This is a genomic window from Anoxybacillus sp. PDR2 (genome assembly GCF_009834045.1).
GTDB lineage: Bacteria > Bacillota > Bacilli > Bacillales > Anoxybacillaceae > Anoxybacteroides > Anoxybacteroides rupiense.
Map to the genome: position 1 here is coordinate 102,501 of NZ_CP047158.1, position 15,396 is coordinate 117,896.

General features: G+C 42.1%; 11 protein-coding genes, 2 rRNA genes and 1 other annotated feature (1 of these 14 cut by a window edge). All 13 genes read left to right on the top strand.

The window, feature by feature from the left end; all coding sequences use genetic code 11:
- Nucleotides 1-1,218: ribosomal RNA gene (locus tag GRQ40_RS00540) — 23S ribosomal RNA — on the top strand; it begins 1,711 nt to the left of the window's first position.
- Nucleotides 1,219-1,433: 215 nt separating this feature from the next.
- Nucleotides 1,434-1,550: ribosomal RNA gene (gene rrf / locus GRQ40_RS00545) — 5S ribosomal RNA — on the top strand.
- A gap of 1,526 nt (nucleotides 1,551-3,076) precedes the next feature.
- Nucleotides 3,077-3,538, top strand: a complete 462-nt coding sequence (locus GRQ40_RS00550; protein WP_044744090.1) for a CtsR family transcriptional regulator — start codon at nucleotides 3,077-3,079, stop codon at nucleotides 3,536-3,538.
- A 15-nt stretch (nucleotides 3,539-3,553) separates the two neighbouring features.
- Complete coding sequence (locus GRQ40_RS00555; protein WP_044744089.1) at nucleotides 3,554-4,099, top strand: protein-arginine kinase activator protein McsA; 546 nt, start codon at nucleotides 3,554-3,556, stop codon at nucleotides 4,097-4,099.
- A gap of 2 nt (nucleotides 4,100-4,101) precedes the next feature.
- Nucleotides 4,102-5,202 carry a protein-arginine kinase McsB gene (locus GRQ40_RS00560; RefSeq protein ID WP_066150182.1) on the top strand — a complete coding sequence of 367 codons (1,101 nt, stop codon included), beginning with the start codon at nucleotides 4,102-4,104 and terminating at the stop codon, nucleotides 5,200-5,202.
- Entirely contained in the window at nucleotides 5,189-7,621 is a 2,433-nt protein-coding gene (gene clpC, locus GRQ40_RS00565) for an ATP-dependent protease ATP-binding subunit ClpC (RefSeq protein ID WP_066150184.1), read from the top strand. The genes GRQ40_RS00560 and clpC overlap by 14 nt, the downstream gene beginning before the upstream one ends.
- Before the next feature lie 82 nt (nucleotides 7,622-7,703).
- Nucleotides 7,704-9,089: a DNA repair protein RadA gene (radA, locus tag GRQ40_RS00570; protein WP_066150187.1), complete on the top strand. Its 1,386-nt coding sequence runs from the start codon at nucleotides 7,704-7,706 to the stop codon at nucleotides 9,087-9,089.
- 110 nt (nucleotides 9,090-9,199) lie between these two features.
- Nucleotides 9,200-10,294 (top strand): PIN/TRAM domain-containing protein, encoded by a 1,095-nt coding sequence (locus tag GRQ40_RS00575; protein WP_044744093.1) that lies wholly within the window; start codon nucleotides 9,200-9,202, stop codon nucleotides 10,292-10,294.
- A gap of 24 nt (nucleotides 10,295-10,318) precedes the next feature.
- A complete protein-coding gene (gene ispD / locus GRQ40_RS00580; RefSeq protein WP_066150190.1) occupies nucleotides 10,319-11,005 on the top strand; it encodes a 2-C-methyl-D-erythritol 4-phosphate cytidylyltransferase in 687 nt (228 codons plus the stop codon).
- A gap of 4 nt (nucleotides 11,006-11,009) precedes the next feature.
- Complete coding sequence (gene ispF, locus GRQ40_RS00585; RefSeq protein WP_044744084.1) at nucleotides 11,010-11,486, top strand: 2-C-methyl-D-erythritol 2,4-cyclodiphosphate synthase; 477 nt, start codon at nucleotides 11,010-11,012, stop codon at nucleotides 11,484-11,486.
- Between the two features lie 69 nt (nucleotides 11,487-11,555).
- On the top strand, nucleotides 11,556-13,016 hold the full coding sequence (gene gltX / locus GRQ40_RS00590; RefSeq protein WP_080862214.1) for a glutamate--tRNA ligase: 1,461 nt from the start codon (nucleotides 11,556-11,558) through the stop codon (nucleotides 13,014-13,016).
- A gap of 41 nt (nucleotides 13,017-13,057) precedes the next feature.
- Nucleotides 13,058-13,286: a binding site (T-box leader), on the top strand.
- A 65-nt stretch (nucleotides 13,287-13,351) separates the two neighbouring features.
- Nucleotides 13,352-14,017 (top strand): serine O-acetyltransferase, encoded by a 666-nt coding sequence (gene cysE, locus GRQ40_RS00595; protein ID WP_066150196.1) that lies wholly within the window; start codon nucleotides 13,352-13,354, stop codon nucleotides 14,015-14,017.
- Complete coding sequence (cysS, locus tag GRQ40_RS00600) at nucleotides 13,998-15,395, top strand: cysteine--tRNA ligase (protein WP_066150199.1); 1,398 nt, start codon at nucleotides 13,998-14,000, stop codon at nucleotides 15,393-15,395. The genes cysE and cysS overlap by 20 nt, the downstream gene beginning before the upstream one ends.
- The last annotated feature ends 1 nt before the right edge of the window (nucleotide 15,396 follow it).

The following is a 15,396-nucleotide window of genomic DNA, read 5'->3' on the forward strand; positions in this document are numbered from 1 at the left end:
GAACTCGGCAAAATGACCCCGTAACTTCGGGAGAAGGGGTGCTCTCTTGGGTGTTGAGCCCGAGAGAGCCGCAGTGAAAAGGCCCAAGCGACTGTTTAACAAAAACACAGGTCTCTGCGAAGCCGAAAGGCGAAGTATAGGGGCTGACACCTGCCCGGTGCTGGAAGGTTAAGGGGAGCGCTTAGCTCAAAGCGAAGGTGCGAACCGAAGCCCCAGTAAACGGCGGCCGTAACTATAACGGTCCTAAGGTAGCGAAATTCCTTGTCGGGTAAGTTCCGACCCGCACGAAAGGTGTAACGACTTGGGCACTGTCTCAACGAGAGACCCGGTGAAATTATAGTACCTGTGAAGATGCAGGTTACCCGCGACAGGACGGAAAGACCCCGTGGAGCTTTACTGCAGCCTGATATTGAATTTTGGTACGTCATGTACAGGATAGGTGGGAGACAGAGAAGCCAGGACGCCAGTCTTGGCGGAGTCGCCCTTGGGATACCACCCTTGTCGTACTGAAGTTCTAACCCGCACCCCTGATCGGGGTGGGAGACCGTGTCAGGTGGGCAGTTTGACTGGGGCGGTCGCCTCCCAAAGAGTAACGGAGGCGCCCAAAGGTTCCCTCAGAATGGTTGGAAATCATTCGAAGAGTGTAAAGGCAGAAGGGGGCTTGACTGCGAGACCTACAAGTCGAGCAGGGACGAAAGTCGGGCTTAGTGATCCGGTGGTTCCGCATGGAAGGGCCATCGCTCAACGGATAAAAGCTACCCCGGGGATAACAGGCTTATCTCCCCCAAGAGTCCACATCGACGGGGAGGTTTGGCACCTCGATGTCGGCTCATCGCATCCTGGGGCTGTAGTCGGTCCCAAGGGTTGGGCTGTTCGCCCATTAAAGCGGTACGCGAGCTGGGTTCAGAACGTCGTGAGACAGTTCGGTCCCTATCCGTCGCGGGCGCAGGAAATTTGAGAGGAGCTGTCCTTAGTACGAGAGGACCGGGATGGACGCACCGCTGGTGTACCAGTTGTCCTGCCAAGGGCACCGCTGGGTAGCTATGTGCGGAAGGGATAAGCGCTGAAAGCATCTAAGCGTGAAGCCCCCCTCAAGATGAGATTTCCCATTGCATAAGCAAGTAAGATCCCTCGAAGATGACGAGGTAGATAGGTCCGAGGTGGAAGCGTGGCGACACGTGCAGCTGACGGATACTAATCGATCGAGGACTTAACCAATACGAAAAGGGGAGCAAGCTCGCTTGCATCCATAGGGCGTTCAAGCTTCTGACGGACAAGTCAGGAGACTGGGACAGAAGAAGCGGAAACGACCGTAGGATGCAGCTTGCGGAACTAGACAATACGAAAAGGGGAGCTAGACACCAAGAAAAGCACCGCCTATCCTTTCTTTTCTGATCTGTTATCTAGTTTTGAAGGAACCATCCTTCGAATAGTCTAGTGACGATGGCGGAGAGGTCACACCCGTTCCCATCCCGAACACGGAAGTTAAGCTCTCCAGCGCCGATGGTAGTTGGGGCTAACGCCCCTGCAAGAGTAGGACGTTGCTAGGCTGTATATAAAAAGCATGTTTCATAATGAAACATGCTTTTTTGTTTAATATATTGAAACCATCTGTAAATGCTTTACACTACTAATGATGGTGTTGCTAAATAAAAATATACTATTGACCATGCAACGGATGGCGATAACCTCCATAACTCATGCTGATCCTTGTCCTTTCATTTTGAGCTGATGGCCTATTCGTTCAATGTTGGTATGCAAGCCCCATAACTGTTTTCCAAATGTCACCTTCAACAACCCTGGAGTCATATTCGTTCTTTTGATTTCGAGGTGACCCAAAAACACTCCTATGTTCTCGGCGGGCGATAGTTTGAACCTTCTTGCTGTCATAGGCGGCATCTCCTAAAGCAAACCGAATGTTCCAGTCTTTGAGAGCTCAAAAAACCTCTGGTAAGCATATGGGAGACCACGATTTCGTCTGCGGTGATACCTGTATAAAGTTGATAGCCCTTAAACAAGTGATAAGAGTGGGCATCATCCTTCCCCTCATTTGAGAATCATAGGGGCTGCTTCGGAGTGCCATATTGTCAATCCACACAGCTGAAGGCTGCTTGACACTTAAATGCATAAGCAGTTGAGCATGAGATTCCGGAAACTCTTGCTCTTGAAACCATTGTTTTGTACGAGAAAGCGTCGAAACATACAGAACGCTGTTAGTCCACAAAGGCGGCGACAATAATCAAACCACTGAAGGACTCACATCAACTCTCGCAACGAATCGAGCGCAAAATACGTTTTTAAAAATAAGCACCTGAGTAATGCCTTTTTAAAATCGGCGGCCTCTCTGTTGTATACGGCGTGCCAAACAAAGAAAGCCGATGGATCTATTGGAAGAATGCATCAAAAGAGATTTCATCTCCTACATGCATGTTCTTTAATCAAATTAGAACGCATAATGTCCACTCTTTGGAGCTTATTGGTCGCTGTATAGGATTTTCAAGGGAGTGAGTGGGTTTTATATGTCTTTATGCATTTATGATGCGCTTTGCGACATATTCACAATAAAATTGTACATTTCGTTTTTTCGATACGATTGGTTTTCACTGATTAAAATTTGAACCTCTATTCACCCCATATCATATCCTCGAGCATATTAAACGTTAAATCATGTGAATGACCACGTCAAACTCCTTGGTTCCTGTGCTTCTCTCTCATTCAAAAACAGCTTAATTGACATATTCTACGGATTGAATATGCTTTGCTGCACATGCGAAAACTCTAAAAAAGTGCTGGTGTCTGTTTCCATCGTTGAATGGTTTACTGCTTCAAAGATGGATCTTTGAGCATGTGTCATGTTGAGATATGTCCTTGCTTCATAATTATAACTTTTTTCTTGATATAAAGGATTTTTAGCATATGTTATCGAATTAATTCATACTGCTTTTGTTTTAAATTCGGAAAATCGGCAATCATATGATTATCTGCTCTTGTTTGTTGCATTTTTTTTATATCTGCTATATAGTAAAATTAAGGTCAAATATAGTCAAAGTCAACTACCTAAGCAAGGAGGGGTAGGGTGAGAAACATTTCTGATATTATCGAACAATATTTAAAGCAAGTTTTAAATATGAGTGAACAAGAAATTGTTGAGATTAAACGAAGTGAAATCGCCGATAAATTTCAGTGCGTTCCTTCACAGATTAATTATGTCATTAATACACGCTTTACTTTGGAACGAGGCTATATTGTAGAAAGCAAGCGCGGCGGTGGAGGCTATATTCGAATTATAAAAGTGAAAACAAAAAATGAATCGCAATTAATTGATCAGCTATTATCTTTAATTCGTCATCATGTCAGTCAATCGAGTGCAGAGGATATTATTCGCCGACTTGTTGAAGAAAAAGTCATTTCTGAACGAGAGGCAAATATTATGCTGAGCGTAATGGATCGATCTGTTTTATATATTGACTTGCCTCAAAGAGATGAGTTGAGAGCTAGAATGTTAAAAGCCATGTTAATGTCTTTGAAGTATAAATAGAAAGAGGTGAGATCTTTGATATGTCAAGAATGTAAGCAGAGACCGGCCACGATGCATTTTACGAAAATTATCAATGGTGAAAAGACAGAATTTCATCTTTGCGAACACTGTGCTCAAGAGCACGGGGACGTTTTTATGTTTCATGGAAATGCAGGATTTTCTCTGCAAAATTTATTGGCAGGTCTATTAAATTTTGAAGCTCCTACAAAGGGAGCCAAGCAAAATGCATTTCAAAGCATTGAAATTTTGCAATGTGAACGCTGCAACATGACATATAACCAATTCGCCAAAATTGGCCGTTTTGGTTGCTCTCATTGCTATCATACATTCGCTAAACAGCTGCAGCCGATATTGAAACGGCTTCATAGTGGCAATACTACTCATGCAGGGAAAATTCCAAGACGAATCGGTGGCAGTATTTATATTCGTAAACAAATCGCTCATTTAAAACAAAAACTGCAAGAGCTTATTGCCAGAGAAGAGTTTGAAAAAGCAGCTGAAGTTCGCGATCAAATTCGTTTGCTTGAATCACGTGTAAGTAAACATGGGGAGGAGGGCTGATTGTGTCGCTTGAGAAGTTTTTGAATACAGCAGTAAGCTCTTGGATGAACCAAGAAGGTCCGGACTCAGACATTGTATTGAGCAGTCGGATTCGGCTTGCAAGGAATATTGTAGATTACCAGTTTCCCACTGTTTTTGGCAACGAAGAAGCCCAGCATATCGTACAGCAATTTGAACAGACATTTGCACGCCAATCACATCCTGTAGTTGGTAGATTTGAGCTTTTAAAAATGAATGAGCTCCAAACGATCGAAAAAAGGGTATTGGTTGAAAAACATTTAATTAGTCCACATTTAGCGGAAGATTGCCCATTCGGAGCATGCTTGCTGTCGGAAAATGAAGAGGTAAGCATTATGATTAACGAGGAGGACCATATTCGTATTCAATGTTTATTTCCAGGACTGCAACTGACAGAAGCTTTAGAGATGGCCAATGCGCTGGATGATTGGATTGAAATGCATGTCAATTACGCATTTGATGAAAAGAAAGGTTATTTAACAAGCTGTCCTACAAATGTAGGAACAGGATTAAGAGCATCGGTAATGATGCATTTACCGGCTCTGACTCTAACACAGCAAATGAACCAAATCATTCCAGCCATTAGCCAACTAGGATTAGTGGTAAGAGGAACGTATGGAGAAGGAAGTGAGGCCTTAGGGAATATATTCCAAATATCAAATCAAATTACGCTTGGCAAATCAGAAGAAGATATTGTGGAGGATTTAAAAAGTGTTGTTCAACAATTAATTGCTCAGGAAAGAATGGCAAGAGAGGCATTAGTCAAAACTTTAAACATACAATTAGAAGACAGAGTCTTTCGCTCCTATGGCATCTTGACCAATTGCCGTGTTATCGAATCGAAGGAAGCGGCCCAATGTTTATCGGATGTACGTTTGGGAATTGATTTAGGGTATATTAAAAACATTTCTCGGAGCATTCTAAATGAGCTGATGATTTTAATGCAGCCGGGATTCTTGCAGCAATATGCTGGCGGAGCATTAAGACCTAATGAACGGGATGTTCTTCGAGCTACTTTGATTCGAGAACGTTTAAAAATGGAAGAACGAAAAGCAATGGAGGGTGATGAAAATGATGTTCGGTAGATTCACAGAACGGGCGCAAAAAGTGTTGGCTTTAGCTCAAGAAGAAGCGGTACGTCTTGGTCACAATAACATTGGCACGGAGCATATTTTGCTTGGATTGATTCGCGAGGGGGAAGGGATTGCCGCTAAAGCTTTAATTGCTTTGGGGTTAGGACCAGAAAAGATTCAGAAGGAAGTAGAGGCATTGATTGGTCGAGGACATGAGGTGTCGCAAACGATTCATTATACGCCACGTGCCAAAAAAGTGATTGAGCTTTCTATGGATGAAGCCAGAAAGCTTGGACATTCGTATGTAGGTACAGAGCATATTTTGCTTGGCTTAATTCGTGAAGGAGAGGGAGTCGCCGCTCGTGTTCTCAATAATTTAGGAGTAAGCTTGAATAAAGCACGTCAACAAGTGTTACAACTATTGGGAAGCAATGAGTCTGTTTCCGGACACCAAGGCAGTGCTTCCCATGTGAGTACACCGACGTTAGACAGTCTTGCTCGCGATTTAACAGCCATTGCTCGCGAAGGCAGCTTAGATCCTGTCATTGGAAGAAGTAAAGAGATTCAACGTGTAATTGAAGTATTAAGCCGACGCACGAAAAACAACCCGGTATTAATCGGTGAACCCGGTGTAGGTAAAACAGCGATTGCAGAAGGATTGGCGCAGCAAATTGTCAATAATGAAGTTCCTGAAACGTTACGAGACAAGCGAGTCATGACGTTAGACATGGGGACAGTTGTTGCCGGAACCAAATATCGCGGTGAATTTGAAGACCGCTTGAAAAAAGTTATGGATGAAATTCGTCAAGCAGGAAATATTATTTTATTTATTGATGAGCTGCATACGCTCATCGGCGCAGGGGGAGCGGAAGGAGCTATTGATGCTTCAAACATTTTAAAACCTTCATTAGCTCGTGGTGAATTGCAGTGTATCGGTGCTACAACGTTAGATGAATACCGGAAATATATAGAGAAGGATGCTGCGCTAGAACGTCGTTTCCAGCCAATTTATGTTGATGAACCGACTGTTGAAGAGTCCATTCAAATTTTAAAAGGGTTACGTGACCGATATGAAGCGCATCATCGTGTCTCGATTTCTGATGAAGCAATTATTCAAGCAGTGAAGCTATCAGATCGATATATTACAGATCGCTTTCTCCCAGATAAAGCCATTGATTTAATTGATGAGGCATGCTCAAAAGTGCGTCTTCGTTCTTTTACCGCTCCTCCTAATTTAAAAGAGTTGGAACAAAAGTTAGAAGAGGTTCGTAAAGAAAAAGACGCTGCTGTTCAGAGTCAGGAATTTGAAAAAGCTGCTTCATTGCGCGATACGGAACAACGTTTGCGTGAGGAATTAGAAGAAACAAAACGCGCTTGGAAAGAAAAGCAAGGTCAGGAAAATTCGGAAGTAACAGTAGAGGATATTGCTTTGGTTGTATCTAGCTGGACAGGAATACCTGTATCGAAATTGGCGCAAACAGAAACAGAACGGTTGTTAAAGCTTGAAGAAATTTTGCATTCGCGAGTGATTGGACAGGAAGAAGCAGTGAAAGCAGTGGCGAAGGCGGTCCGACGCGCCCGTGCAGGATTAAAGGATCCAAAGCGTCCAATCGGTTCATTTATCTTCCTTGGACCAACTGGGGTAGGAAAAACAGAGTTAGCACGAGCACTGGCAGAAGCGATGTTTGGAGATGAGGATGCGTTGATTCGCATCGATATGTCCGAGTATATGGAGAAGCATTCTACTTCTCGACTTGTTGGTTCTCCTCCTGGATATGTCGGATATGAAGAAGGAGGACAATTGACAGAAAAAGTTCGCCGTAAACCATACTCGGTCGTTTTATTGGATGAGATGGAAAAAGCACATCCAGATGTATTTAATATTCTTCTGCAGGTATTAGAAGACGGACGTTTAACAGATTCAAAAGGAAGAACGGTTGATTTCCGCAATACGATTGTGATTATGACATCCAATGTGGGAGCTGATGCCCTGAAACGAAATAAGTATGTAGGCTTTAATGTTCAAGATGAAAGCCAGAAATATAAAGACATGAAGGGTAAAGTCATGGATGAATTGAAAAAAGCGTTCCGTCCAGAGTTTTTGAATCGTATTGACGAAATTATTGTATTCCACTCATTAGAAAAACAACATTTAGCAAAAATTGTTCATCTTATGGCCGATCAGCTTGTAAAACGTTTAACAGAGCAAGATATTGAATTAGAATTGACGGAAGAAACGATTGCAAAAATTGCTGAAGAAGGACATGACCCAGAATATGGTGCTCGTCCATTGCGCCGAGCTTTACAAAAACACATTGAAGACCGCTTATCTGAAGAGCTGTTGAAAGGAACGATCACAAAAGGGCAAAAAGTCATTGTAGATGTCAAAGACGGAGAATTTGTAGTTTTATCAGAACAAACCGTTCAGTAAAAGGTGGCAGCAAGGTATGCGGCAGAAGTAGATTGGCGCATACCTTCTTTTTGCATTTGCGAATAGAGAGGAATTAGCTGTTATGAAAAAGAAAACGAAATTTGTATGTCAAGAATGCGGATATGAATCAGCCAAATGGATGGGAAAGTGTCCAGGTTGTCAGACGTGGAACTCTATGATTGAGGAAATTGAGAAAGGAAAACCAGCAGCAAGGGGAGTATTTGTTCATACTGCTCCTTCTTCTATATCCAAGCCAGTGTCGATTACAACCGTAGCAACAGCACAGGAGCCAAGAATGGTAACGGATCTTGCGGAGTTTAATCGCGTGTTAGGTGGCGGAATCGTTAAAGGTTCTCTCGTTCTTATCGGCGGTGATCCTGGTATCGGAAAATCAACCATTCTTTTGCAGGTGTCTGCACAATTGGCGTTGAATCAATATAAGGTGCTATATATTTCCGGGGAAGAATCAGTCAAGCAAACGAAGCTGCGTGCTGACCGTTTGGGCATTTCCGCTAATGAGCTGTATGTATTATCAGAAACAGACTTGGAATATATTCATCAAGCGATTGAAGAAATTCAACCTGACTTTGTAGTAATTGATTCCATTCAAACGATCTATCGAGCCGAGATTACATCAGCTCCCGGCAGCGTTTCTCAAGTCAGGGAGTGTACAGGGGAATTGATGCGAATCGCTAAAACAAAAGGAATTGCGATTTTTATTGTCGGCCATGTAACAAAGGAAGGCTCCATTGCTGGACCGAGAATTTTAGAGCATATGGTAGATACAGTTTTGTATTTTGAAGGTGAGCGCCATCATACGTACCGAATTTTACGAGCAGTGAAGAATCGATTTGGATCGACTAATGAGATTGGTATTTTTGAAATGAGAGAAACGGGGCTGCTAGAGGTTGAAAACCCTTCAGAGGTATTCTTGGAAGAACGATCAAGCGGAGTGGCAGGATCAACGGTAGTAGCGTCAATGGAGGGCACAAGACCCGTGCTCGTGGAAATTCAAGCGTTAATTTCCCCAACAAGCTTTGGCAATCCAAGAAGAATGGCGACGGGAATTGACCATAACCGCGTATCATTGCTGATGGCTGTACTAGAAAAAAGAGTTGGGTTGCTTCTGCAAAACCAAGACGCTTATTTAAAAGTAGCCGGGGGAGTCAAATTAGATGAACCAGCTATTGATTTAGCCATCGCTGTAAGCATTGCTTCCAGCTTTCGCGATCTGCCGACGAATCCATCAGATGTCATCATCGGAGAGGTGGGGCTGACAGGAGAAGTACGTCGAGTCTCTCGTATCGAGCAGCGAGTTCAAGAAGCAGTAAAGCTTGGATTTCATCGTATTATTATTCCAAAAAATAATTTGGGAGGATGGCTGGCGCCAAAAGGAGTGGAAATTATCGGGGTGTCTCATGTCGCTGAAGCGTTGGAATACACGTTAGGAGACAGAAAATCTGTATGAATAAACGTTACAAACATGTATCAAATTTTTAAAAAAGATTAAAAACTGTGTTATCATTGGTTTCAAACATTGGAAACTGTTTATAATGTAGTTGAGGAGGTGAAAGTATGATGTTAAAGAGAGTAGTCCAATTATTTTTCTTAGTCGTCGGAGGGACCTTAGGAATTATTTTTCTTCCGAATATATTTCGACTGCTGAATATCCATCATCTTTCATTTTTTAACAATCCATATATGCTGGCGATTTTGGGAGCACTTATTTTCTTTATCATGACTTTTTGGCTAGTTGATTATGTAGTGGGTTTAATTCACTGGATTGAAGAATCTCTGGTAAAAGCACCTGTCACAGATATTTTGTTTGGAAGCTTAGGGTTAATTTTTGGATTGTTTGTTGCATTTTTAGTGGTGATGCCGCTTAAAGCATTTCAATTTCAAGTCGTTAATACCGTGCTGCCAGTTTTTTTAACGATTTTGCTTGGCTATTTAGGGTTTCAGGTAGGATTTAAGAAACGCCATGAGTTGATGAATTTATTTTCCATTTCTAGTCGCATGTCTAAGAAAAAAGGAACAGAAGAAGAAAGCGACAAGCAAAAAAACAGTACTTTAAAAATTCTTGATACAAGCGTGATTATTGACGGACGAATTGCTGATATTTGCCAAACAGGATTTTTAGAGGGAACGATTGTTATTCCTCGTTTTGTTCTAGAAGAATTACAGCATATTGCTGATTCCTCAGATGTACTGAAGCGAAATCGCGGCCGCCGCGGGCTTGATATTTTGAATCGCATTCAAAAAGAATTGGAAATGAAAGTAGAGATTTATGAAGGCGATTTTGATGACATTCAGGAAGTGGACAGCAAGCTAGTGAAATTAGCGAAATTAACATCAGGAGTGGTCGTGACGAACGATTTCAATTTAAATAAAGTCTGTGAACTGCAAAATGTGAGAGTCCTGAATATAAACGACTTGGCCAATGCAGTTAAACCGGTTGTTTTACCGGGAGAAGAATTGAATGTACAAGTCATTAAGGATGGAAAAGAGCATAACCAGGGCGTTGCCTATTTAGATGACGGAACGATGATTGTTGTCGAAGATGGCAGAGATTATATAGGCAAACGGGTTGACGTCTTAGTCACTAGTGTGTTACAAACTTCAGCAGGGAGAATGATTTTTGCGAAGCTCAAGCTTCTCCAAAAGGCATTATAAGTGTAGACTAGGAGAATAAGTCATATGTTATATCAAGTAGTCATTCCGGCAGCAGGACAGGGAAAGCGAATGAAGGCTGGCATGAACAAACTGCTTATTGAATTGCAGCATCAGCCTGTCATTATACACACGTTAAAGGTGTTTGAACAAGATGACGATTGTCGCGGAATTATTATGGTAGTAAACGAAACGGAAAGACCGCTGTTTGTTGAGCTACTGAAAAAGTTCGGGATCAAAAAAGTGATCTCGATCGTCAGTGGTGGCATCGAACGGCAACATAGCGTCTACAATGGGTTGCAGGCAGTTAAAGAAGGTGAGATTGTCCTCATTCATGATGGTGCCCGCCCGTTTATTAGGCTAGAAAAAATACACGAATTAGTGAAGGAAGCGCAAGAGCATGGTGCGGCAATTCCCGCTGTACCTATGAAAGACACCGTTAAAAAAGTTAGGAATGGAATGGCTGAGGAAACGGTGGAGCGCTCTAGCTTGTGGGCTGTACAGACTCCACAAGCTTTTCGTGTTTCCCTTGTTTTAGAAGCGCATAAACGGGCACAGGAAGAAGGGTATATCGGAACAGATGATGCCAGTCTTGTTGAACGGATGGGAAAAAAAGTGAAAATTGTGGAGGGAGATTATCGAAATATTAAATTAACAACGCCAGATGACTTACTATTTGCGGAAGCGATTTTATCATTAAAGGAAGCAAGGTGAATATATGTTTCGGATAGGGCAAGGATTTGACGTTCATCAATTAGTAACAGGCCGCCCTTTAATAATTGGCGGTGTTTGCATTCCTTATGAAAAAGGATTGCTTGGTCACTCAGATGCAGATGTGTTGTTGCATGCTGTGGCAGACGCGTGCTTAGGAGCCATTGGTGCTGGCGATATTGGGACGCATTTTCCAGATACGGATCAACAATATAAAGATGCCGACTCCGCGCGATTGCTACAGCAAGTTTGGAACCTCGTTAAGAAAGAGGGGTATAAGCTTGCCAATCTAGACTGTACCATTATTGCACAAAAACCGAAAATGGCTCCTTATATTGAACAAATGATAGAGAGAATGGCTGAGTTATTAGAAGCGGAGCGCTCTCAAGTAAATGTGAAGGCGACGACGACAGAAAAACTTGGATTTACTGGGCGTGAAGAAGGCATTGCTGCTCAAGCGGTTGTTTTATTGCAAAGGCAATAATGGCTTAACTTTGTGGTGGTATAATGTTAAAATAACGATACACAGTTAAATGTTGATGGAGGTCTTAACATGTCACAAGAGGTAAGAGTGCGTTATGCGCCGAGTCCGACTGGCCATTTACATATCGGAGGAGCGCGCACAGCTCTATTTAATTATTTGTTTGCTCGCCACCATAATGGGAAATTTATTGTGCGAATCGAAGACACTGATATCGAACGGAATGTGCCCGGCGGAGAGCAGTCTCAATTGGAGAATTTAAAATGGCTCGGCATTGATTACGATGAATCGGTAGACAAAGATGGAGGATATGGACCTTATCGCCAGACAGAGCGTCTTGATATATATCGTCAGTATGCAAATGAGCTATTAGAAAAAGGATATGCCTATAAATGCTTCTGTACGCCCGAAGAATTGGAGCAAGAACGTGAAGCCCAAAAGGCGGCGGGAATTGCAGCACCGCAATATAGTGGCAAATGCCGTCATCTAACGCCTGAACAGGTACAGCAGTTGGAGGCGGAAGGCAAGCCGTATACATTGCGTATAAAAGTACCTGAAGGGAAAGTATACGAGTTTGAAGACATGGTTCGTGGCAAAGTAGTGTTTGAATCAAAAGATATCGGTGACTGGGTCATCGTCAAAGCTAACGGAATTCCGACTTATAACTTTGCGGTGGTCATAGATGATTACTTAATGAAGATTACTCATGTATTTCGCGGCGAAGAACATTTATCGAACACGCCAAAACAGTTGATGATTTATGAGTATTTAGGTTGGGAGCCACCGCGCTACGGTCATATGACATTGATTGTAAATGAGCAGCGCAAAAAGTTATCCAAACGCGATGAATCGATTATTCAATTTGTTTCTCAATATAAAGAGCTTGGCTACCTTCCTGAAGCGATGTTTAACTTTTTTGCTTTATTAGGGTGGTCGCCAGAAGGAGAAGAAGAACTCTTTACGAAGGAAGAGCTCATTCGTATTTTTGATGTATCTCGCCTATCTAAATCTCCTTCGATGTTTGATAAACAGAAGCTGACATGGATGAATAACCAATATATTAAAAAGCTTGATTTAGATCGGCTTGTAGAACTGTCTTTGCCTCACTTAATCAAGGCGGGCTGTTTGCCGGCGCAAATGACCGGAGAGCAGCGGGAATGGGCTCGGCAATTAATTGCTTTATATCAAGAACAGATGAGCTATGGAGCAGAGATTGTAGAATTGTCCAAGCTGTTTTTTAAAGAAGATGTCGAGTATGACGAAGAAGCGCGGGCTGTATTAGTGGAAGAACAAGTTCCAGCCGTATTGAAGGCGTTTTTAGAGGCAGTGAAAAATCTGGAAACATTGGATGCAGAGTCCATTAAAGCCGCTATTAAAGCGGTACAAAAAACAACGGGACAGAAAGGCAAGAAATTATTTATGCCTATCCGTGTAGCTACCACAGGACAAACTCACGGACCGGAGCTGCCGCTCGCGATACAGCTGCTTGGAAAAGAAAAAGTGATTCAACGCTTAGAAAAACTAATTGACTAACATTTTTTCTTTTTTGTAATATGATGATTAACAAATCCATATATAAAGCGTAGATGAGGAGAAGTAAAAAGCATTAACATTACAGAGAGAGTCACCTTGGCTGGAAGTGATTCATGCTTAATGCTTTTGAAATGCGCCTCGGAGCCTCCTTTCGAAGCAGAGATGCTCTGTAGTAGAATGGAGCGGATTCTCTTCCGTTATAAGAGCTGAGGGAGCCAAGCTTTTCATTTGGCTAAACAGAGTGGAACCGCGCGTCCGAGCGTCTCTGTGTTTGCAAACACAGAGACGCTTTTTATTATTCCGATATTCTGGAAGTCTGAGGAGGAGGGAGAGAGATGTTTAAAATCTTGAAAGAGGACATTGAAGTTGTGTTTGAACAAGATCCGGCAGCAAGAAGCTATTTAGAAGTTATTTTGACTTACTCAGGATTACATGCTATTTGGGCGCATCGCATTGCTCATGCTTTTTATAAACGGAAACTGTACTTTCTTGCAAGGCTGATTTCACAAATTAGTCGCTTTTTTACAGGCATTGAGATTCATCCAGGTGCAAAGATCGGTCGTCGCTTTTTTATCGACCATGGCATGGGTGTTGTGATTGGAGAAACATGTGAAATTGGCGATAATGTGACGGTATATCAAGGAGTGACATTGGGTGGGACAGGAAAAGAAAAAGGAAAGCGCCATCCGACCATTAAAGATAACTGTTTGATTGCAACAGGAGCTAAGGTGCTTGGTTCCATTACAATTGGAGAAAATTCAAAAATAGGAGCAGGATCGGTTGTTTTAAAAGATGTACCCCCGAACTCCACTGTTGTTGGTATTCCAGGGAAAGTCGTGGTGCATAATGGAGTCAGAGTGAACAAAGATTTAAACCATACGGATTTACCGGATCCTATTGCCGATCGTTTAAAAGAGCTAGAGAATCAGGTTGAAAAGCTACAAATGGAAATTCAACAACTTAAAGAAGGGAAGGCACAAAATGAGCATTCAGCTTTATAACACATTGACACGAAAGAAAGAGAAATTTGAACCGATTGAACCAAATAAGGTAAAAATGTATGTCTGTGGTCCAACGGTGTACAACTATATTCATATTGGAAATGCGCGTCCAGCTATTGTATTTGATACCGTCCGCCGCTATTTAGAATTTCGCGGCTATGATGTGCAATATGTTTCGAACTTTACTGATGTTGATGATAAATTGATTAAGGCGGCTAAAGAATTAGGAGAAGATGTTCCAACGATTGCTGAACGTTTTATTGAGGCTTATTTTGCAGATGTATCCGCATTAGGCTGCCGAAAAGCCGATGTTCATCCGCGTGTAACCGAAAATATTGACATTATTATTGAATTTATTGAGCAGCTGATCGAAAAAGGATATGCTTATGAAGTAGATGGGGATGTTTATTATAAAACAAGAGCGTTTGCAGAATACGGAAAACTTTCACATCAATCGGTTGATGAGCTTCGAGCGGGGGCCCGTATTGAAATTGGAGAAAAGAAAAAAGATCCGCTTGATTTTGCTTTATGGAAAGCAGCGAAAGAGGGCGAAATCGCTTGGGATAGCCCTTGGGGAAAAGGACGGCCGGGCTGGCATATCGAATGCTCAGCGATGGCGCACAAATATTTAGGAGATACTATCGATATTCATGCAGGTGGCCAAGATTTAACATTTCCACATCACGAAAACGAGATTGCCCAGTCAGAAGCGTTGACAGGAAAGACATTTGCGAAATATTGGATGCATAATGGCTACATTAATATCAATAATGAAAAAATGTCTAAATCTCTCGGGAACTTTGTTCTTGTACACGATATCATTCAGCAAGTAGATCCGAAAGTATTGCGCTTTTTTATGCTATCTGTTCATTACCGTCATCCGATTAACTATAGTCAAGAGTTGTTAGAAAGCACAAAGAACGGATTGGAACGTTTAAAAACGTCCTACCTTAATTTAAAACATCGTCTTGCGAGCTGCAGCAATTTAACCGATAACGATGGGCAATGGTTAGATAAGATTAATGAATGCCGCAATGTTTTCATTACGGAGATGGATGATGATTTTAACACGGCAAATGCCATTGCTGTATTATTTGAGCTATCTAAACAGGCAAATTTATATTTGCTTGAAAAAAATACAGCTGAAAAAGTCATTTCTGCTTTCATACATGAGTTTGAAGAGCTATTAGGTGTATTGGGAATTTCTTTAACAGAGGATGAATTGCTCGATGACGAAGTCGAAGCATTGATCCAGAAGCGAAATGAAGCTAGAAAAAATCGCGATTTTGCCTTAGCTGATCAAATTAGGGATGAACTAAAAGCAAAAAATATTATTTTAGAAGATACGCCGCAAGGAACGAGATGGAAAAGAGGATAAG

What these genes read in the sequence shown, in the direction of transcription:
- clpC (WP_066150184.1), top strand. Translation starts at nt 5,189, where the DNA reads ATGATGTTCGGTAGATTCACAGAACGGGCGCAAAAAGTGTTGGCTTTA.
- radA (WP_066150187.1), top strand. Translation starts at nt 7,704, where the DNA reads ATGAAAAAGAAAACGAAATTTGTATGTCAAGAATGCGGATATGAATCA.
- cysE (WP_066150196.1), top strand. Translation starts at nt 13,352, where the DNA reads ATGTTTAAAATCTTGAAAGAGGACATTGAAGTTGTGTTTGAACAAGAT.
- ispD (WP_066150190.1), top strand. Translation starts at nt 10,319, where the DNA reads ATGTTATATCAAGTAGTCATTCCGGCAGCAGGACAGGGAAAGCGAATG.
- ispF (WP_044744084.1), top strand. Translation starts at nt 11,010, where the DNA reads ATGTTTCGGATAGGGCAAGGATTTGACGTTCATCAATTAGTAACAGGC.
- gltX (WP_080862214.1), top strand. Translation starts at nt 11,556, where the DNA reads ATGTCACAAGAGGTAAGAGTGCGTTATGCGCCGAGTCCGACTGGCCAT.
- cysS (WP_066150199.1), top strand. Translation starts at nt 13,998, where the DNA reads ATGAGCATTCAGCTTTATAACACATTGACACGAAAGAAAGAGAAATTT.
- GRQ40_RS00575 (WP_044744093.1), top strand. Translation starts at nt 9,200, where the DNA reads ATGTTAAAGAGAGTAGTCCAATTATTTTTCTTAGTCGTCGGAGGGACC.